Origin of the sequence: Sphingobacterium sp. Mn56C, assembly GCF_049319645.1 — a bacterium.
Lineage (GTDB): Bacteria > Bacteroidota > Bacteroidia > Sphingobacteriales > Sphingobacteriaceae > Sphingobacterium.
This window is the reverse complement of the sequence record NZ_JBMOUC010000001.1, coordinates 520,917-540,154: the sequence shown is the minus strand read 5'-3', so window position 1 is coordinate 540,154 and position 19,238 is coordinate 520,917. Positions and strand designations below refer to the sequence as shown.

The 19,238-nt window shown below is 33.8% G+C and carries 19 protein-coding genes and 3 pseudogenes; 5 read left to right on the top strand and 17 right to left on the bottom strand.

Translation table 11 applies throughout. From position 1 onward, the window contains the following. Nucleotides 1-4: 4 nt before the first annotated feature. Nucleotides 5-547, top strand: coding sequence for a hypothetical protein (locus ACL9RF_RS02490; RefSeq protein ID WP_422799988.1), 543 nt, complete (start codon nt 5-7; stop codon nt 545-547). Nucleotides 548-659: 112 nt separating this feature from the next. Further along, nucleotides 660-746, top strand: a pseudogene (locus tag ACL9RF_RS02485) (hypothetical protein); the annotation flags it as partial. Nucleotides 747-986: 240 nt separating this feature from the next. On the opposite strand, the gene ACL9RF_RS02480 reads toward ACL9RF_RS02485, so the two are convergent. The 7 genes from ACL9RF_RS02480 to ACL9RF_RS02450 form a co-directional block, all read right to left on the bottom strand. Then, the gene (locus ACL9RF_RS02480) at nt 987-1,169 is read right to left on the bottom strand and encodes a hypothetical protein (protein WP_422799007.1); all 183 of its coding nucleotides are present in this window, start codon (nt 1,167-1,169) and stop codon (nt 987-989) included. Between the two features lie 25 nt (nt 1,170-1,194). Next, the gene (locus ACL9RF_RS02475; protein WP_422799006.1) at nt 1,195-1,602 is read right to left on the bottom strand and encodes a RidA family protein; all 408 of its coding nucleotides are present in this window, start codon (nt 1,600-1,602) and stop codon (nt 1,195-1,197) included. 162 nt (nt 1,603-1,764) lie between these two features. Beyond that, nucleotides 1,765-2,559, bottom strand: a complete 795-nt coding sequence (locus ACL9RF_RS02470) for a DUF6597 domain-containing transcriptional factor (RefSeq protein WP_422799005.1) — start codon at nt 2,557-2,559, stop codon at nt 1,765-1,767. Nucleotides 2,560-3,121: 562 nt separating this feature from the next. Continuing rightward, entirely contained in the window at nt 3,122-5,713 is a 2,592-nt protein-coding gene (locus ACL9RF_RS02465) for a hypothetical protein (protein WP_422799004.1), read from the bottom strand. A gap of 271 nt (nt 5,714-5,984) precedes the next feature. Beyond that, nucleotides 5,985-6,176 carry a hypothetical protein gene (locus tag ACL9RF_RS02460; RefSeq protein WP_422799003.1) on the bottom strand — a complete coding sequence of 64 codons (192 nt, stop codon included), beginning with the start codon at nt 6,174-6,176 and terminating at the stop codon, nt 5,985-5,987. 7 nt (nt 6,177-6,183) lie between these two features. Then, nucleotides 6,184-7,074, bottom strand: a complete 891-nt coding sequence (locus tag ACL9RF_RS02455) for a GLPGLI family protein (protein ID WP_422799002.1) — start codon at nt 7,072-7,074, stop codon at nt 6,184-6,186. A 3-nt stretch (nt 7,075-7,077) separates the two neighbouring features. Then, the gene (locus tag ACL9RF_RS02450; RefSeq protein WP_422799001.1) at nt 7,078-8,166 is read right to left on the bottom strand and encodes a hypothetical protein; all 1,089 of its coding nucleotides are present in this window, start codon (nt 8,164-8,166) and stop codon (nt 7,078-7,080) included. Nucleotides 8,167-8,677: 511 nt separating this feature from the next. Here ACL9RF_RS02450 and ACL9RF_RS02445 point away from each other — a divergent pair. Genes ACL9RF_RS02445 through ACL9RF_RS02435 form a run of 3 tightly spaced genes read left to right on the top strand, consistent with a single transcriptional unit; the run spans nt 8,678 to nt 10,048 of the window. After that, nucleotides 8,678-9,217 (top strand): Crp/Fnr family transcriptional regulator, encoded by a 540-nt coding sequence (locus tag ACL9RF_RS02445; protein ID WP_422799000.1) that lies wholly within the window; start codon nt 8,678-8,680, stop codon nt 9,215-9,217. Nucleotides 9,218-9,267: 50 nt separating this feature from the next. Beyond that, nucleotides 9,268-9,660, top strand: coding sequence for a tautomerase family protein (locus ACL9RF_RS02440; protein ID WP_422798999.1), 393 nt, complete (start codon nt 9,268-9,270; stop codon nt 9,658-9,660). A gap of 1 nt (nt 9,661) precedes the next feature. Continuing rightward, the gene (locus ACL9RF_RS02435; RefSeq protein WP_422798998.1) at nt 9,662-10,048 is read left to right on the top strand and encodes a cupin domain-containing protein; all 387 of its coding nucleotides are present in this window, start codon (nt 9,662-9,664) and stop codon (nt 10,046-10,048) included. 144 nt (nt 10,049-10,192) lie between these two features. Here the strand turns inward: ACL9RF_RS02435 and ACL9RF_RS02430 are convergent, their stop codons facing one another. The 10 genes and pseudogenes from ACL9RF_RS02430 to istA all read right to left on the bottom strand — a co-directional run bounded on the left by ACL9RF_RS02430 (nt 10,193) and on the right by istA (nt 19,174). Next, nucleotides 10,193-10,462: a hypothetical protein gene (locus tag ACL9RF_RS02430; RefSeq protein WP_422798997.1), complete on the bottom strand. Its 270-nt coding sequence runs from the start codon at nt 10,460-10,462 to the stop codon at nt 10,193-10,195. Between the two features lie 15 nt (nt 10,463-10,477). Next, complete coding sequence (locus tag ACL9RF_RS02425; RefSeq protein WP_422798996.1) at nt 10,478-10,738, bottom strand: hypothetical protein; 261 nt, start codon at nt 10,736-10,738, stop codon at nt 10,478-10,480. 226 nt (nt 10,739-10,964) lie between these two features. Next, a pseudogene (locus ACL9RF_RS02420) lies at nt 10,965-11,243 on the bottom strand (conjugal transfer protein TraG); the annotation flags it as partial. Further along, nucleotides 11,212-11,691: a hypothetical protein gene (locus ACL9RF_RS02415; protein ID WP_422799979.1), complete on the bottom strand. Its 480-nt coding sequence runs from the start codon at nt 11,689-11,691 to the stop codon at nt 11,212-11,214. The pseudogene ACL9RF_RS02420 and the gene ACL9RF_RS02415, both read right to left, overlap by 32 nt. Before the next feature lie 185 nt (nt 11,692-11,876). Then, the gene (locus ACL9RF_RS02410; RefSeq protein WP_422798995.1) at nt 11,877-14,297 is read right to left on the bottom strand and encodes an outer membrane beta-barrel family protein; all 2,421 of its coding nucleotides are present in this window, start codon (nt 14,295-14,297) and stop codon (nt 11,877-11,879) included. 204 nt (nt 14,298-14,501) lie between these two features. After that, nucleotides 14,502-14,828, bottom strand: a pseudogene (locus tag ACL9RF_RS02405) (S8 family serine peptidase); the annotation flags it as partial. Between the two features lie 112 nt (nt 14,829-14,940). Beyond that, nucleotides 14,941-15,213 (bottom strand): hypothetical protein, encoded by a 273-nt coding sequence (locus ACL9RF_RS02400; RefSeq protein ID WP_422798994.1) that lies wholly within the window; start codon nt 15,211-15,213, stop codon nt 14,941-14,943. 55 nt (nt 15,214-15,268) lie between these two features. Beyond that, on the bottom strand, nt 15,269-16,150 hold the full coding sequence (locus ACL9RF_RS02395) for a DUF2971 domain-containing protein (protein ID WP_422798993.1): 882 nt from the start codon (nt 16,148-16,150) through the stop codon (nt 15,269-15,271). Between the two features lie 692 nt (nt 16,151-16,842). Then, a complete protein-coding gene (istB, locus tag ACL9RF_RS02390; RefSeq protein ID WP_422798992.1) occupies nt 16,843-17,604 on the bottom strand; it encodes an IS21-like element helper ATPase IstB in 762 nt (253 codons plus the stop codon). Nucleotides 17,605-17,623: 19 nt separating this feature from the next. After that, nucleotides 17,624-19,174 (bottom strand): IS21 family transposase, encoded by a 1,551-nt coding sequence (gene istA, locus ACL9RF_RS02385; protein WP_422798991.1) that lies wholly within the window; start codon nt 19,172-19,174, stop codon nt 17,624-17,626. Nucleotides 19,175-19,238 lie beyond the last annotated feature (64 nt).

Here is a 19,238-nt window from a genome sequence, read left to right as displayed (position 1 = left end):
CTATATGCAACTTTTCGCAAGCAGCAAATATTCTTTCCAGGAACTACTGAACTTCGATGTGTCCGCTTTATCCGAACTATTCTCCCCGCATACCACCTTGGATACGGCACGCCATAATACGCTCATGCTTTATTTCGAAGGGATCAACAAGGCTCGGAACCATCCTGGGTTCACTTTTCTATACCACTATCAACAATATGTTGAACAGGCGGCAGACCCCTATAGCTATACACAGTTTTTGGAGCATTATCGCCGTAAATACCTAAAAGAAAAGGGTTCGATGAAACTTCAGCATTTAGCTGACGAAGAAATGTTCATTGATTTTGCCGGTAAGAAGCTCCAGATCATCGACAAGCATACGGGAGAGGTCATCCCTGTTGAAGTATTTGTTTCTATACTTCCGTGTAGTCAGTATACATATGTTGAGGCTTGTAAGAGCCAGAAACGTGCAGATATGATATCCTGCTGCAGTAATGCGCTACGTTTCTATGGAGGTGTTCCCAAAGTTGGGCACATACAAAACCTGAATTTCAAAAGCATTGCATAACGATAAGTCAGGAGCTGAAAAGGCAAGTCGAAAAAGCCATGGCTTATGTCTATGCAAGTTGGTATGCTTAATCTGGAAATCTGTACCATGGTAATTTCATAACCCTAATAATCCGATTGAAAACGCAATCAGACCAGTTGCCCTAGGACGCAAAAATTACCTTTTTACGGGAAGGATAAGAAGAAGTCTTACGCGTTAAACGCACAGGATTGTATATGGAGTTAGCAAAAAAAGTATTTATACTATATTGGTTTAGCCTTTGCCTTTTTCAATAAATAAATCAATATAAAAATACGCAGTAAGAAAACAAAGATACATTAACGTACAAACACGCGTTTAATCCATTTAGGGCTTTATGCGGATGATTACTGGTCTAATTAATTTACCAAGCACAGGCCCACACATGCACCTGATTGATGGATTCGAATACATCAGCAGCTCAAGCATCCACTCTAAATATACGGTTGAAACGATCCCGAAGTGTACACAGGAATTTTGTCGGTTTCATTATCCCAGGTACAATTGCCTCCACACCTTGTGTGGGGCAATCAACCTTTAGCTCCAATGCATGGATTGCAGTATCGATTTTAAACCGTAACAACTGGTACATTGACCCAGTCATTACAGTAGCGTATTAAGTTAGACTATTATTGTTTAGATGCCCAAATTTCAATCTCAATTTTCAGTTCTGCAAGCCCTAAGCCTTTAACATAAGCCACAGTCATGGACGGATATGACTCGCCAAATAAATTCTCCCACTCTGCATATAAGAAGTCCCAATCGATTTCTTCCGTAGCCCATATATTAACTTTTATAACGTTATCTGGGTTTAAATGTTGACTTTGCAAAACCTGTTCAATATTTGTAAATGTGTTATGCACCTGCTCATTTAAGGGTTCGGGGATATTTCCATTTATATCCGTTCCTATTTGTCCAGAAAAGGTATATAAATCGGAGTTCTTCGGAATAATGGTTACATGTGAATACTTACCCACAGGGGCTGAAATATTTTTTGGGTTTAACCTAACGACTTTTTGAATGTTATCTTTACTCATTTTAGAATTTTTTAATATTATAGATAAAAATATGTATGCGATCTGGCCTTACTCTTTTTTGAGAAATACCGAAATCATACAGCTGATTTATGCGCAAAATTAAGTAAGGAAAATTCTGTGTAATTGTAAAAAACCGACAGCTAAAAAAAGTATGCGTGATAGCTATTCTTTCAACAATGGAAAATTAGCTAAAAGTTCATTCGTACTAAGCAGGAAGTTCTTAGGATTAGTCCCAGTAAACTCTCTAAACTCCTTAATATAATGGGATTGGTCGAAGTACTCTGCTATATAAGCAAGCTCCGTGAAATTACTAAAATCGGTTCGGCGTAATGTATTTAAGCCGGATTGAAACCGGATAATCCTTGAAAACATCTTAGGCGATATCCCCACATATTGTTTTATTAGCCTCTCTAGCGAACGTTCAGACATACTCATTTCATTTTGAATATCTTTCAGCGTTTTGCCTTTTTGCAATAACATTGAAGCAAAATCAGCCTTTTCATTACCGCCTTTAATCCGCTGTAGTAGATTAAGGAAAAAATGAGTCATTATTTCTATCTTCTGATTTACAGATGTGGCATTGACAAGTTGTTCAAGAATGGGCGCATCGATAACGTATTCTAAGGGAACGTTCTGATTGTTTAATTCAAAGGCATCCATATTAAAAAGCGTTTTTAATGCTGTTGGTTGTAGATACATCCCCATAACTCCGAAGCCCCCTGTTACGGTATGTTCAGTATATTTGGTTGATTGCCCATACAGAAATAATTGAGGCATCGCGTTACCCTCCATATCAAAAAACAAATTAGGCTCATTTTGGAATATCAATGCAGGCAATCCATCCGGAATGATTTTAAAATTTTTACTGTTTTCAGTATCCGTAAAATCTTCCAATACCCAAAAGTAGCGGATATAGTCCTGTAATGGCTTTATTGGAATAATTTTTTGATAATACATTATTTGCTTTTTTACGAATATTAAGGTAAGAATTTTTTGTAAAAAAGCCAAATGCTGTATATCACAGTCCTTTTCCTTCCTGCTGGTCCGTCTTTTTGATAGCTGTTTCTCGAGGCGTATCCAGGAATTTTGTCGGGTTTATTTTTCCGTTTCTTAATTCAAAAATGTTTGGTAACAATTGCCCAAATTGGCATTGAACGCATCCTATAAAAATCGAGATTATTGCCAATATATAATTTGAGTTTTTTTAACTCGCTATTGAGATATTTATTTATGCGTTTCGCCCCATACAGTTTCCTTTAGGGAATTGAACACCTGAAACCTTTATCGAAAATCAAATAAAATTACGGGATTTCTCTATTTTAGAATAGTCTTCAAAATGGGAGGAGCTCATATCCTCAAAACTTTAAAAAATTAGCTGACCTGTTGTTCGTGGGGCGGATACATACATCCAACGTGAAAGACCATCAAATATCTAATTGAGTTGAATACGTACAGAGTATAAATGGCCGACAAAAAGTAGACACTCTATTTTTATCAAAGTCAAATCTAGAGGACTGGCTTAAAAATTAATTTGAGCACTCAAAATTGCCATTCTACCGCGATAAGCATTTTCTTGGTAAAAGGAATAACCAGAATCCATCATGAATAAACTACTATTTTTTCTATTTAATAGATTTGATACATTTAGACCATATTCTATTTTTTTTGAAAACTTATATCTTAAACTTGAATTTAATAATGCCTGGCTATTTTTATTATTTAAACTAGAGACGGTAAGGTAGGATCCATTTACTGTAAGAAATAGTTTGGATTTAAGAGAATAGGCTAATGAAGCATTATGATTTAGAATATTACCCTTATTAGGAGTTTCTATATTAGTTTTTTCTACCCAAGACCAAGAAAAAGCACCAAAATATTTACCTTGAATATTACCAAATTTCCATTCTACTTTAGGATATACTTGTAAAGTATTCGTACCTATCTTTTGTTTTCTATTATTAAAGATTTGCTCAGCTCTATTTGCGCTATATTTAACTTCAAAAGAAGAGGTTCCGGTGAATAATTTTATATACTTCCCTCCTTTTATTCCAAATTCCTGTGTGTATTGTGTATTGTTATCTGAAATATATTCAATCTTTATTGCATCTTGATTTAAATTGTAAGCGCTTATTACATCACTCTTTAAGATTGAGAAATTATATGAAAAATTCCAAAAAGACATTTTTGAAGGATTTTCAATATTATATCTTGTCTGTATTCGATTATTAAATATTTGTGGAATATGTGCTTTAGAGCTATTAATTGAACGGAAATCTGTTAGAATAAACGATCTATATACATCATTAATTTTACCCAATTTTTGTTCTGAAAAATATTCAATACTTATATTTTGATTTGGCTTAAACGCATATCTAATATTTAAATAGGGGTAAAATAAAATTCGACTATTACGCTCATTTAGTTCATAACTTGGGTCACTATACTTTGTAAACAAGGCACCTAATGGCAGTTTTAAGTTTGTTTTTAACTTTCCTATATTAAGTTGATAAGCCCCATATGCACCAAGATAAAATCTATTCCAATGTAGGTCATTATAAAAATTAGCAAGGCTCGTTCCATTGCTTACATGGTCGCTTGTTACCAGTTCGGAAGATAATTTTTTGTTTTCATAAGAGGATTCAAATCCATAATTTTGACTAAAATTAGATGTTGTTTGTAAGAAATAATAAAAATCAGACTTAGTACTAAGGGTTCTATTTGTCAAGTACTGATTCAAATTATAAGATTTTTCAAAATCAGAAATAATAGGAATTATAGTGTCTGCTAAAATGTGTAGTTTCTCAGGGACATTTCTGTATATCGTGCTCCAATCAAATTTCCAAAAATTGCCACCATTGTTTTTTGGAATAAAACTAAATTTATTCTCAAACAATATATTTTTTTGTTTTAAATTTTCAGTCAAATTAATTTCAGTAGAACCAATACTGTCATTTACTTGATGTAAAGAAAGATTTAACGTACTGTTATTGGTTAAATACATCTGATCTACATTTCGTGTCAAATTTAAATTTACTTGAGTTTTAATAGGTTTATGCTGTAAATCTATAGACTGTTTTGTTTCAAAAATATTTTGTTGTAAATCAAATTTTTCAGTTGTAAAGGATTTTAATAAACGATTATCTATATAAAACCCTAAATTACTACGTATTGTCCAATCTTTTTTTAGTTTAAAAAGAAAGTTAAAAAAACCACCTAAACTATGATTTTTATAAAACATATCGTTACTTTCTTTTGTGGAGTTTATAGATCCTGATTGTAACATGTAATATTCTATATCATTTGGTGCTGTTTGTGTTAAGTTTTGAAGAGCAATTTCAATATCATTTCCCGAATTATTGGCCATAATAGCATTAATTGTTTTCAATTTTTTATTAAAACGAAGTACGTTTGATTCAAAGAGGTATTGCTTAGTTCCAAATCCTCCTTTAACTTCTCCTATCCATTGGGCTCTAATATCTTCTTTAACTTTTAAATTAATGGCTAGTTGATTAGAATTTACTTTATCACCTAATGCTTTTATAGATTGATGATTTCTATAAACGTCTACATTCGTAATAATCTTATGTGGGATATTTCGAGTACCTAAACCATATTTATTGCCTAAAACATCATCTCCATCTATATAAAAATAGGAAATATCTTGGCCATTAAAACTAATTTTCCCATTTTCGGATACGTCAAACCCAGGCATTCTTCTCAGAACATCCCCAATACTTCTATCAATAGAGTCAACGAAATGACTAACATTAAAGGATAGTGTGTCTTTTCGTTGTCTAATTGGAACTGGTTTTCCTATACTAATTTCCTCTATTTGATTTTCTTTTTGCGTTAAGATAAAATTGTATTCAGTTTGATTTTGTATAATATGGATTGATTGTTGTATGTATGATAAATGATTAACCTCTAGTGTAGCGTCTTTTAAGTCGGACTCAATAATTTTTATAGCATAATTCCCCCTAATATCTGTACGCGAAAAAGAATGAATCTTATTTCCTTTTTTTAACAGAATACTTGCTCCAGAAATAACTTCTTTTTCACTATTTAGTACTATACCTTTTAATTCAACTTGCTGTGCAAACGAATAATTCAAAAAAAAAAAAAGAATAAGAAAAATCGCATTTATATCAAGTTAAAAATTGGTTGAAAATCAGTTACTAATATTTGATTAAAGTTATTTTTTTCGATTAATAAAGGGTAGATTGAATCTATTCCATAGGTAATCATTCTATTTGTACTATCTATTAATAAATTATTCTAGACCATAAATCTTCGTTAACAATTTCTCTAAACATTTTTAAGTCAGAAATTTTAGTAAAACCAAATAGATTCTTTTCATTAGAAAAATTTTTGTAGAAATACTTTTAAGCGGACGAATTATCCCCTGTACAGCCAACATCAGGTATTATTATTATTATAGAATCACTAAGTTTTTTATTTTGACTTTCTATCCAGTAGCTAAACGCTTTATAATTTAAATTACTACTTTTTGGTGTATTTTTATTAGATGAAAATGAAAGTAATATTAGGAGAAAAATTGAAATCAAGTTTTTCATATATTTTTTAATTTTTATCTAAATTAATAGGATTTAGTATGATACTAGACCATGAGAGATGATTTGTTAAACCATAATTAATAAGTGTTCCAAAAGTGTTGAAATCATACTTTTCACTCATGTAACGAAAATAGGCGGCTCTATCTTTCCGTGCTAAATCTAACTGTTTATTGTATTCCTGTTTAGAATACTTTTCATTTTTTTCCTTATCGGTCAAAGAAATGAATTTATATTTATCTTTTTGATAATCGATAATTTCATTTGGTATGGTAGCCGTTTCCATACGGACAAACTTATACAATACCTCTGATTTTGAATCTTGAGCTTCTAAAATAATTCCAGGTAATCCTTTTAAAAACCATGGGCCGGTAGGAATAGGTATAGATGGGGAGAACCAAGCATTCCAAGTTCTTCCCAAGTATGTGGTATTAGCTAGAGTACATTCTATCCCTTCTATTAGCTTTGTTGTATCCTTAATTTCCCATTTAATTTCAGGTATGCTATCGGTATAATGACAGTAATGCGCCATATAAGTGTTTATGATCACGTCATTAGATGCGTAAGATAAAATGATTTCTTCAGGTATATTTATTTTTCCAGGCGTAATTTTAAAGTTAGTATTTCCTGATCTAAATTCTGTAAACATTCCTTTTTCAGTATCCTTATATTCTATCAATTTATCAAAGCTTACAAATTGAGAATGCTTATCACCTACTAGTAAAACCATATTTTGTTTATATACTTTGTCTGGGTTGGCTGTGTCGCGTACATGTTCATGTTCATAAAAAACCCTATAAATAGGTTTTTCCTTAATATTTGTGTTTACAGTACTTTGCCCTTTAACAATTATTATTAGTATACTAAAAAGAAAAGTCGTTAAGTGTGTTTTATTAAGCATGAATTATAATTTAAATGTATCGAAAATTAGGATGTCACTATTCTCTTTATATTTTGTGTAATTAAGAATATTTATCCCCTTTTCTGTAACAAACATACCGGCAGGATTATAATCTGAATTTAATTTTTTCGCTTTTACAAAAGCGAAATCCTCATCAAGGACTATTATTTCTAAAGGTGTTTCCTTTTTTAATTTAGGATCTTTTATTAATAGCGTTCTATAATACTGCTTTTTATAGGGGTCATAGATAATATTAATATATTCATTGTTATTTTTAAAATGCTGTTCCATTTTAATAGACCAATCTTGTTCACTAATCCCCGAAATATCAAATTTATCTTTTGTAAGTAATGGTTCAGCAATAGAATAATATTTATTCTTATTATCTAAAATTGGTGAAATTAAATTTCCATTTTCCAGATTAAACAAGAAAATTTCATTAGAAAAATTAGGTGCTATGATAATAAGGTTCTCCTTGCGTAAGGATGAAAACTTATTCATCATACCATAGTCACGCTCAAAAAAAAGCCAAGGCAATGGTGCCTTATTACCAACTTTTTTAGTTAAAATATTTACTGATTGTATAAATTCTTTATCTGTAACTCTCTTAATTGTATTTTTAGCGGTTCTATCAAAACTATTAATTAAGTAAAAATTGTTTTTATAAAAATGGATAGGGCTCCATTTCATGTCTCCTGCATAAGGGTAATATCCAGATTTAGGGATAGAAATATTTCCAAATACATCTATTTCTTGTTTTTTCACACCATCAACTGTTTTTATAAGAGTTCCCTTTCCTTCGTCGAATAGCCAAAATGTGTTATTAGATTCTAAATAGAATGACTCCACGAGATTCAAGTTGTTGATAGCTAGTTGATTAACCAGTTTTCCCGTAGTGAGATCATAAAATTCAATAAATACTTGTTTTTTACTTTGTTTATTGAAAATTCTTACATATTGATTGTGGTTTATTACTGTAGCGTAACCAGAATTATACCCAGTATTTTTAGGTAAATAAATTTTGTATTGTGCAATACAAAATTGGTTAATACTTAAAAGGAGTATCAAAAAAAGGTTAATCTTTAAAAACATAACTGGTAGTTATAAAATACTTGCACAGTAAAATTACTATTCAAGTATATACTTAATAAATCTTTGCTTACTATGCCGTTACGTCACCAAGCTCTAAGTCGCCGAAAGTTGTAGTTCCTACGCAGGTTTTAATTGGGTATTTAGAAGTTTTAGAAACTCCACTATAACATCTACCCCTTTTCAATGCCCATTTTCTGCGGTACCACAAGCGGTGATAACTTTTTCTGCAGCATTCGAATATGCTAACACTCCTAGTGCTATCATACTAAATAAGAATATTTTTTCTCATATAAAAAAGTTTATCCTTAAATATACATATTTTTTTTAAAATATGTTAAATGTTTCTCTAATCCTTTTAAAAGCACGAATAATATTATTTTTCATTTTTGTAATATTTTTTTTTTTAACAGGGCTTTTCGACAGGTTTGTTTGTATTACACTTTTCTTTATTTTCTAAATTTACTTTTTTGTATGTTTATGTTTACTTAACATTTAATAAGATTAGTTATTTATGCTCACAGAAGAAAATATAACTCTTTTCAAAAAAGTTGCACGCAAAATAGAACTTAAAAAGAATGAATTTTTTGTACGTGAAAATGAGCTATGTGACTTAATTGGTATAGTAGAAAGCGGCACACTGTATTCCTACTTTGAAGATGCAGATGGAAACTTTATTGTAAGTGAACTCTATAGTGCAAATACTATAGTAACTTCATATAGAAGTTTTTCAACAGGAATACTTTCTCCAGCCTTCATCAAAGTCTATTCTGATACTGTAATTTACGTTATAGATAAAACCATGTATAACCAATTACTTTCAGAGCATTACTTTTTATTACTATTTAAAAATATAATTGAGGAACTCTTTATTAATAAGTGTTTTAAAGAAACATCGCTAGTAAAACTACAAGCTAAAGAGCGATATCTAAAATTGATAGCTACTCGCAAAACTATTGAACAAGATTTTCCTCAACATCTAATAGCATCCTATTTAAAGATCCGTCCAGAAACATTATCTCGTTTAAAAAGTCTTGATCTACATCAAGGTTAAAAACAAAATACTTTTGGGAATTTTGTGGTGTAATTAAAATTTGAAAAATTATGCCACTTGTAAGAATATCACTCTCAAATAGCTATCAACAAGAAACAATCGATATTGTCTCTTTGTCTATTCATCAAGCATTAATAGACATCTTCTATATTCCTAAAGATGACTATTTTCACATTATAGAATCCCTTAATGAAAAACGGATAAAATACCCTAGCGAGTATTTGAATATTAAACATTCATCAAATATTATTTTTATCCAAATTTTTGCTGCAAAAGGTCGTACTATAAAGCAAAAAGAGCTTTTGTACAAAAAAATCACTGATAACATTCGATTAAATGCTAACATTTCATCGAATGAAATAATCATTCTTCTAACGGAGATTGAAGCTAAAGAAAACTGGTCTTTTGGAAATGGCTTGATACAAACTTTTAAACACATATAAAATGGATGTAAATAATATCAATACCGTATTAAACTTGATTGATAATGACCAAAACGTTGGAGTAAAACTAGCGCGTCTTACAGGTGATAAAGACACAACTATTTTTGCTATTGAATTAGCTCCTAGCCAATTTATACCAGCACATTTTCATAAGGTAGGTATAGAAACATATTTTGTACTTTCAGGAAAAGGAACTATTCATTTAGGACATATAACTCATAGACAGCTACTAATATGGGAACATAAAATAAATGTTATAGAGGGAGATTGTTTTTCTATAGAACCAAATCAGGTTCATAAATTTGAAAATAATTCAACCCAAAAGCTAAGACTTATCGGAATTGCCCCTTTAACGCATTCTACAGATGAAGATCGTTTTTTTATTTGACACCCTAAAACTTAACTTTTTAAATAGATTATTTAATCCAAAAGGTATGAGTAATACACAATGTACTACAGACCTTCCTTCAACATTTTTTCAATATTACTGGCGTGATAAAACATACTACCCCCAATTTTACGGTAGGGTAATTTACCATTGATACGTAGGGTTTGTAATGTACCAAGGAAAGCCAAGCATTCTTCTAACATCAGCGCTGCGAAACCACTGTTTTTTGCTTAGCACGTAAAGAAAGTCGGGCGTTTGTTGAGAGCGAACGGCAACAGCAAACGCGTAATCCGAAAAAGGAAGGCACACAACAAATATATCACAGGCCATCATCTCACCTGTGGATCGGTCGATATAATGGAGTTTCTTTCCAGAAAAGTCAATATACAGTTTGTCGCCTGCGATGTGTTCCATCACCATGCTGCCCTTTCAGAAGATAAGCTGCTGCCTTAAATGATAAGTGAACTGTGGATAGCTATAACCAGTGGAGTCGCTTTCCATATACTCTTGCCAGAGCAACTGTTTGTTGACCCCGGTACGCTTAAGTTCTTTTTCGTAATAATCAAGACGGCTCTTCAGGTATTTAAACTTAGCTGCCTTATATGCCGGATTACCTGAATGAAAAGATTTTTCTAATAAAGGATCCTCCTGTTTAAGCAGTTCTTCGGTATTGAACCCTCCGTCGGCCATCTTTTTAAGGTAAGAACGCACTGTATTCTAACTCATTCCAAGAATGTGGGCAATTGTTTTTATTCCATTGCCGTCCTGATACAGTCTAATTAATTGCTTTATCTGACTCCTTTGTTTTGGTTTTCCAGCCATCAGTGATCCATATTGTTTGATCACTAAGTAACAAAAACTACTCGCAAAGGGGTCAGCATGTTCCAGTATGTCCAAGTTTTCAAGTTCGGCATATGAGGTTAAGCATGATGGTATAGGATGCTTCGTAGGCATCGGATATATCCGTCATAAAGACAGGGCTTAAAGGGTTGCAACGGTGGCTTCGACGTGGGTCATCGAAATTGATGACATAAAACTTGGGCTTTACCTTATACTTATCGGAATGTTTCAGCAAATGGTTATAGGCAATCGTGGAAAGGTCGTCAAACTTGAAATCATAGATTTAGACCGCATAGCCCTTTTCGATGTGTTGCTTGATAAAATTATTGATGACTGCATACGATTTTCCTGCACCTTTCCTTGTCAATTAGGATTTGTCCAGTTTCAAACTCAAACTCATCAAAGTCGTTGCATTCAAATATTTTCCAAATTGCATTCTCCGAGGATGTTTTCCAAAAGTCTGGCCAAAATAATGCTCCAGATTCCAAATAGGAAGGATCATCAAATAAATAGGAAGGATCACTCATACTATTATTGTCTGCATCCAAGAATAGAACTTCTTGAAATGAGCTATTAATTATCGCAAATGGCTTTATCGAATAACTAATAAAATCAATCGACGAAAAATGCATTGTATTTTTACATTCAACATTAAGTTCACTTAATTGGTCAATTATCTCCTGGTTAATTTCTCCATTCCTATGCCACAATTCAATAGGCAATTTACATCCATTTTTCCTCCATAATAAGATATTTATCCATGCGCATGTGAAATAGCGAATTCCACCTGCGCAAATAACTATTCCTTTCCCAGAGAAATTTTTCGGATAGATTGGTATATCGAATTTAACGTAGTTTTTCCAATCGTCTTGTAATTTTTTGATTTCGATTTCGGTAATTGAGATACTAGATCGTCTAATCCCATCGACTCCGAATCCACCGGCTCGTTCTTTTGGATTATTTTTCCAATTTATTACAAAATTAAATCTTACAATCTTCCTCTAACCTCATTACCGCCCGCATCGATATACTCTCTATAAGTCGATTTTTTGCCACTTGAGAAACTATAGTTGAACCAGACACCAACGTATCTGCTAAAATCTATTTTATTTCTGTATACATTTCTGACAAAGGTAGGAGTGTTAATATCTTGTCCAGGCTTAAACAAGTGAAATGGATCACCTATTTCGAGTCGGGTGGTTAATTTATCATTGAAAAAGCTTTTTTTGACATAGATATCAATTTTTCCAACATTATGAGCATCATAGAAATCGTAGAAACCATTTCGATTATAAAATCCTGAAATTTCCAGAAAGTATTTATTTGGAAGGTAGATTCTATTTGTGGCCCATAAGTTTTGAGAGAATTTTGAACGATGGACCTCCGGTAAAGTGGCAACATCTATTTTTGTATTCCTCAAAGTAGTATTTATATTGAATTCCCACCATTTAGTAATTTTAATTGGAATATAAGCTGATAAGAAAAAATTATGATTATCACTTATGTTTTCATCTTTGGAAATTATAAGTCCATCTAAATTGTTGATTCTGGTTGCTATGCCATTTTGTGTATTTTGGAAACCAGCAGTAAATGAATATTTGTTTTTTAATAAATATTCCAATTGAATATTGTTACTGGAATATGGTAATAACTTGGGGTTTCCCTCTTGAATATTGTTTGCGCTGGTAAAAAATGTAAATGGGTTCAATTGTCTAAATCCCGGTCTATTTATTCTCCTCCCATACGAAAAAGTAAGTGAATGATTGTCACCCAATTTTCTATTTATGTAGGCAGAGGGAAACCAATCCAATCTGTTATTTGAAATTTTTTGATCTCCAGAAGAAGAATTACCGTCATAAACTGTATTTTCCGCTCTCAGGCCTGCTTTGAACTGCCAGTGCTTGAACGATTTTGAAATCGTAGTATAGAATGCTAATATTTTTTCGTTGTATAGAAAATCATTAGACATTTGTGAGTCCAATGGAGAAAAATCTGTGAGCCCTTTCCTATATTCCATTAGGTAATTTGTCTTTGAAATTGAATATTTAGCACCCACGCTAAACTCAAGTGAATTTTTAAAATTTTTCTCAAGATCTATATTAAAAACATGGGCATAGGAGTTCCCGATATTATGAGTAAACAGGCTATCTCTTATTCCGCTTTCGATATGATCTTTGTTTAAAAAACTTGTTTCAACTGTGGAAGGATTGTCTAAATAGTATTTTACTAAGCTATAGCCCAAGTCTAATTTACTACCAAGGCTATCAAATTTATTCCTATAGAACAAATTAGCCATTTGACTTTTATAATAGAAATTATCTCTTTTTTTACTTATTTGTGTTGAATCAACTGATGCTGGGCTATCATTCTGCAAAAAACTAGTAGTTGTCTTTGTTGTATTGTCCCTATCGCCTGGATTTGTGAACATAGTATAATTCGCTCCTAAAGTTTGTTTCTCCGTTAGACGGTAGTCAATTCCGAAGTTGTATCCGTAAGTATCAAATTTTTCAGTATATTTTTCTTTTTGTCGACTGTTTAAACCAGTTTCCTTGATTTGCTGAACAATATCATCCTCATAGAATGCTGGGGAGTTTCTGTAATTACCCCCGGCCTGAAATGTCAATTTACCAGTTCTATAATTTAACATTGCTGAGTTATTTCCATTATTATAGCCATTATACCAGTACCCGGCATTTAGATTTCCCGATAAGCCAAATTTATATTCAGATTTTAATTCGATATTAATTATAACACCAGCATTTTGGGCATCATTTTCTGCTCCGGGAACTGTTTTTAATTCATAAGATTTTATTGATTCTGAAGGTATGTTTTGAAGATAAGCTATGAGTTGGTCGCCAGACAGCTGCAATCTCCTATTGTCAATATAGATTGTAACTCCTTCTGAGCCTCGAAATTTTATCTCCTTTCCAGTTGCATTGACCCCTGGAATTATATTGAGGAGTCTAAGTCCATTTTCTCCATTTTCATAAATACTCTCTTCTATGTTTAGTGTCAGTTTGTCCGTTGATCTTATTAATAAAGGTTTCCTGCTTTTGACTTCTACTTCACCTAATTTTATTGAATTATTGTTGAAAAGGATAACATCTTCCATAATCAAATTTTTGCTGGAGGCTATATTTTTATATGTTGTGTGGTAGTTTACATGAGAAAATTGAATTATATAATCCATTTGATCAACGTCTTCAAGTGCATAGTATCCACTTTCATTTGAAAATGTTCCTTTCACTAAGGATGAATCTTTTAATGACCGTAGTGCAATGGTCACCTGTGGAATAATTTTTCCTTCTTCGTCCTTTACGTGACCGGAAATTCGACAATCCTTTTGCGCATATAAAGTAAACGATGTGGAAATAACCATCAGCATCGTTAAGAGTTTGGTTTTATTCATTTTTCAATTATTTGTGCCATTTGCAATTAATTCTTTACTCAGATTTATGGAGCTAATCTTGCCTTTGATCATTAAGGTTTTACCAATTATAGCGGTCATCTTCGCACAGGCGAAACTTGTGCAAATTGTAGCGCCTTCTTTTGAAAGGTATTCAGCAGAAATAAAAAGGTCTTTTTTCGTGAAATTTTTGACGCCTTAGCTATTCTATATTTTTTCATTGACTAGTTCAACGCTGTATACCTTCTCATAATTAGCTGGAAAAGATATTAGTTCATCATTGCTGCTCGCCGCAATGATGAGAATTCCCTCATTGAATGCCCTATCGCAAAGCAATTTTAATGAATGCGGGATTGTTTTGGAAGTGAAACCCGCACTTATATTAATAATGTCAACTTTATTGTTAATACAAATTTGAATAGCAGTTTTAAGCATATTTAAGTTAGTGATCAATTGTTTTTTAAATACTTTAACAATATAATAGTTTGCTTCTGGAATTAGTGAATTTATAATTTGAAAACAAATATTTCCATGACCATTTTTATCGTCTTTCGGCTTTCTCTATCATTGTCAAATAATACTCTTCCCTAATCCGAGATTCTTCTAGCTCACGTTTAAGACGAGCGATTTCACCTCTTTGGTCAGGTTATACGTTGAGTTCGCCTGTGGAAACTTTTTTTGCTTTTTTGTCTTCCATATAGAATGTAAGGGGCTTCTTCGTACTCCCTTCACCAATATAACCAAGTTGTCGCATAAATTTCAGTATCTGTCCTTTATCAGCTGGTTCCCCAGTAAATTCTTGCCAGATCTGTGGTTTAGACTTACCGCCTTCTTGATAAGCACGGATGATTTCATGCTTTTGCTTTACACTGAAATAACGGCTCGGCCGCTGCTTTGATTTAAACCTTTTTTCTTCCATTTTTTGCCTGATTTAGGTATAAACCTATTTCAGGACAAGACAATGTTATGTTTAGTTAATTTCTATATGGTATTTCACAACAAGATATTTTCGAATTTATTAATTTATGTTTTTTTAAAAATGCCTTAATTGATATTTCACATAGAATTTGTTCTGGATTAGGACCTACATTGATTTCTGAAATTATGCTTTCTAAGTTTTTAATAGGAAATTTAATAAAAGGCTTTAAATACAAACCTCTATTTAAAAAGTTAGTTTCTAGTTCCTTTTTTGAGTAAACAACTCTCCATTCATCTTCTTCTACAAAATGTGAGTTTTTTATCAGTGAACAAGCAAGTACTCCTCTATTCATAAATCCATTTCCAGCAATTGTTACTGCTTTATCAAATTCTTTTAATTCATACTTGTCTTGATTTTCAAAAATACCTTGTTCGTGACAAATACCAACAAATAAAAAAATTGATTCAGTTACTAAATGAGAAATCATTTTATCTTGAACTTCAATATCATAAATACATTTGAATATATTTAGTTTGTTATTTTTGAAAAAATCTTTTTTAAAACCTAAATTAATTCCAATTCCATTGTTTGTGTAACCTCTCCACTGACTTAGTAAATTATTATTAGCAGTTAGAGATAGAATAAAAATTGATTTATTAGATTCAATATACTGAATTGCAGATTCTAATGCTTCAACAAAATACTTGGTAGCCTTTAGAACAGAAAAACCGTTCTTATATATATTTAAATGCTTTTTTAATAGCTCAACCCCAAGTTTGTATTCACTTTTATCATTTAGATAAAATAAACTACTCATCCAAATTTCGCTATTATCAATTATTCCTTGAAATCCTTGTATTGTTGTATAATGATATAAATTTTCTGGAATATTAGAGTTTAAAAAGTCAGATAAGTCTAATATTTCTTTTTTAGACATAGTTTGGTTATTAATTACGCATAAAGTTTTGCCGCTTTGCGAAGGCGGGGATTTTCAGCACTAAACTTCATTAGATGAACAAAACTTGAATTTAGCACTTCACTGTCATCGAAGCACGAACCCTCCGCTTTTGCAAAACTGCTGTTAGCGATTCGGTGTTCTTTCTCTGTCGTCTTAGTTGTTATTAAATAGTTGCACTAAAAAGTCCTTAATTTTTGTTTCAGTCCATTTTTTTGAAGTACCTGAAAAGTTGTATGCCAAGCCATTTTTAGAACCAAAAAGAAAAATCGTATTCACGTTTTTTTCATCACTTTTTGCTTCCCACAAAATGTAACCCCTTTCTACTTGGTTGTCAACAGTAGTAACCGTCAAACCTTGTTTTTCCCAATATTCTGCGTCCCATTTTACAAATTCAATTACGAATTCATTGTCTGTCTGATTGGTTTTATAAAATGGATATTTGTCTTTCGGATTTTTAGTTACAGCAACAGTTGTCGAGTCGTTGTTTATAAAGAAATGCTGTTTACTTACTTGGTTGTAACTTGTCTTTGTCCATTTGTCTGGAAAAACAATATTTCCATAAGGTGTATATTTCGGAGAAGTTGACCATGTGATTCCGTGGCAAATTGACCACCTGATTTGCTGGCGAAGTTAGCTGGGAACTGTATCAGCATTATCCTCAAAAGTAGTAATTATAAAGTTTGCGTTTTAGTGTTATTTTCAGTTGACGTTGATCGTTGTCTTCGCATAGATTCACCATTTAGTTCCATCCTATGTGCATCGTGTACAATCCGGTCCAGTATGGCATCTGCGATAGTCTTATCACCGATTACTTCGTACCATGCGCTGACAGGTAATTGTGATGTAATGATCATGGACGTTTTACCGTGTCTGTCCTCTATGATTTCCATTAGCGCCGCTCTGCTTGGGGCATCGAAAGGCTGTATCGCAAAGTCATCGAGTATAAGGAGCTGCTGTCGCTCTATTTTAGCAATTTCCTTGATATAAGTGCCATCAGCCTTGGCCATCTTCAAACGCGCAAAGAGTTTAGGGGTATTTGCATATAGCACCCGGTACCCCATAATACAGGCCTGATATCCCAGTGCCGTGGCGATATAGCTTTTTCCTATGCCTGTGCTGCCCGTGATAAGTAGGTTTTCGTTCCGCTCAATAAAGGAGCAGTCGGCTAGGCGTTTGACTAGGTTCTTTTCTATATTGCGGGAGACCTCATAGTTTATATTTTCCACTGCCGCCTTGTAACGGAACTTGGCATAGAATATCTGGCCGGTAATACGCCTGTTATGACGATCGTCCCATTCGGCATCCACTAGCTGTCCAAGCAACTCATCTGCCGTAAGGCTGTCGTAACGGCCGCTTTCTAGCGAGCTTCTGAAAGCATGGTACATACCATGGAACTTCAGTTTACGTAATTTTTCAAGTGTTTCCGTATTCATTTTGACTATTATTTATGTGTTATTTGTAATATTCTTCACCCCTGATATTTTCATGTTCGGGCATGGGCAGCTGCTCGGCAAATGGATTCTCTTGGTAGTCGTCCATCTTGTTGGCCAGTATGGTCTGCACGGTCTTGTAATTGTAGACACCATAGCTTAGCGCTCGGCCACAGGCCTTTGAAAGGCGGTCATTCCCGACTTTCTTAGCAAACCCCAATATACCAACACAGGATCGGTAGGCCTGCTCGGGATGCTGTTTGCGTTCCAGTATCCGCTGGATCATAAGCTTTACCTCCTGGCTAATAGATTCTGCCCATTGCAGAAAACGCTCAGGAGTCCATTCCGTGATGAAGCGGTGCGTAGTGGCCAGATGTGTACTCTGGGTGGTATATCCATAGGTTGCCCGTTCCCGCAGATGAGATGCGATACGCTCATAGTTATAAAAGACCTCTAGAGCATTCCTAGAATAAAGCATTTTGACTTTCTTACCGATGAAACGGTAAGGTACGCTGTAATAGTGTCGGTCTTCCCCTAAGCACACGTGGCCGTTCTTCATTACCGTAGCGTAATGGAGTTTTTTGAACTCGTAACGGGATACAGGGAGTGCGCCGAGTACAGCGCGCTCAACGTCTTCAAACTGCTGCCTACGGCTGTAGTTACGACCTTTCAGCATCCCATTGTTATGATGTTCCTGATGCTCCTGTATGGCAACATTGAGATCCTTTAGGTTATGATATGTGTTTTTGTGCAGCGGGGCATATATTCTACTGTAGACTATCTTTACTGCTCCCTCCACTAGAGCCTTGTCCCGTGGGCGGTAGGCTCTGGTGGGCAGAACACTGGTCTGGTAGTGATCAGCGAAGTCGGCAAAAGTTTCGTTCAGAGTGGGTTCATACCGGTTACTCTTGGTTACGGCCGCTTTGAGATTGTCTGGAACAATCGCCAAAGGTACACCGCCAAAATAGTGTAGTGCGTTTTCGCAAGCACTTATCAGATCCTCCTTCCCTTGACTTCCTACTGCTTCGACATAGGTCAGCTGGCTAGCTCCCAAAATGGCAACAAATACCTCAACATCCTGTATTTCCCCACTATCAAGATCCACTATGTTGAGCTTCTTGCCTACAAAATCAATGTACATCTTGTCTCCAGCCTTATGGTCTATATGCATAACCGGATTGACCATTGCTTTCCACTGATTATAATAAAAGCAGAACTGGGTGTACTTAAGCCCTTCGGGAAATTCTTGCTGATAGCCTTCCCATAGGATCTTGCGGGTAACACCGGTGCGCTTTAGCTCCTTATCCATCCGCGGAAAACACCGCTGTAGTGCCTGTAGGCGACTGTCAGGTGGCCGCTCATTACTCCTGCCGAACAAATCCTCAAGCTCACGGTCACCAAGAGAGTTTACCTCATCAAAGGTGAAACCGCTGGACTGGAAAGCACTGAGATATCTCTTTGTCGTATTACGCGATACACCTAGCTGAATGGCGATCGACTGCTTGCTGCGACCTTGTTGGTAAAGTTTTAGTATCTGTCTTATCTTGTTCATGCTGATCGTTGTATTTGCCATATCTATAGGAAGTCTTTTCCCAAAAATACGGCTACCGATACAGCCCTTAACTAGTAAACCATGG

What these genes read in the sequence shown, in the direction of transcription:
- ACL9RF_RS02490 (WP_422799988.1), top strand. Translation starts at nt 5, where the DNA reads ATGCAACTTTTCGCAAGCAGCAAATATTCTTTCCAGGAACTACTGAAC.
- ACL9RF_RS02480 (WP_422799007.1), bottom strand. Translation starts at nt 1,169, where the DNA reads ATGACTGGGTCAATGTACCAGTTGTTACGGTTTAAAATCGATACTGCA.
- ACL9RF_RS02475 (WP_422799006.1), bottom strand. Translation starts at nt 1,602, where the DNA reads ATGAGTAAAGATAACATTCAAAAAGTCGTTAGGTTAAACCCAAAAAAT.
- ACL9RF_RS02470 (WP_422799005.1), bottom strand. Translation starts at nt 2,559, where the DNA reads ATGTATTATCAAAAAATTATTCCAATAAAGCCATTACAGGACTATATC.
- ACL9RF_RS02460 (WP_422799003.1), bottom strand. Translation starts at nt 6,176, where the DNA reads ATGAAAAACTTGATTTCAATTTTTCTCCTAATATTACTTTCATTTTCA.
- ACL9RF_RS02455 (WP_422799002.1), bottom strand. Translation starts at nt 7,074, where the DNA reads ATGCTTAATAAAACACACTTAACGACTTTTCTTTTTAGTATACTAATA.
- ACL9RF_RS02450 (WP_422799001.1), bottom strand. Translation starts at nt 8,166, where the DNA reads ATGTTTTTAAAGATTAACCTTTTTTTGATACTCCTTTTAAGTATTAAC.
- ACL9RF_RS02445 (WP_422799000.1), top strand. Translation starts at nt 8,678, where the DNA reads ATGCTCACAGAAGAAAATATAACTCTTTTCAAAAAAGTTGCACGCAAA.
- ACL9RF_RS02440 (WP_422798999.1), top strand. Translation starts at nt 9,268, where the DNA reads ATGCCACTTGTAAGAATATCACTCTCAAATAGCTATCAACAAGAAACA.
- ACL9RF_RS02435 (WP_422798998.1), top strand. Translation starts at nt 9,662, where the DNA reads ATGGATGTAAATAATATCAATACCGTATTAAACTTGATTGATAATGAC.
- ACL9RF_RS02430 (WP_422798997.1), bottom strand. Translation starts at nt 10,462, where the DNA reads ATGGAACACATCGCAGGCGACAAACTGTATATTGACTTTTCTGGAAAG.
- ACL9RF_RS02425 (WP_422798996.1), bottom strand. Translation starts at nt 10,738, where the DNA reads ATGGCCGACGGAGGGTTCAATACCGAAGAACTGCTTAAACAGGAGGAT.
- ACL9RF_RS02410 (WP_422798995.1), bottom strand. Translation starts at nt 14,297, where the DNA reads ATGAATAAAACCAAACTCTTAACGATGCTGATGGTTATTTCCACATCG.
- ACL9RF_RS02400 (WP_422798994.1), bottom strand. Translation starts at nt 15,213, where the DNA reads ATGGAAGAAAAAAGGTTTAAATCAAAGCAGCGGCCGAGCCGTTATTTC.
- ACL9RF_RS02395 (WP_422798993.1), bottom strand. Translation starts at nt 16,150, where the DNA reads ATGTCTAAAAAAGAAATATTAGACTTATCTGACTTTTTAAACTCTAAT.
- istB (WP_422798992.1), bottom strand. Translation starts at nt 17,604, where the DNA reads ATGAATACGGAAACACTTGAAAAATTACGTAAACTGAAGTTCCATGGT.
- istA (WP_422798991.1), bottom strand. Translation starts at nt 19,174, where the DNA reads ATGGCAAATACAACGATCAGCATGAACAAGATAAGACAGATACTAAAA.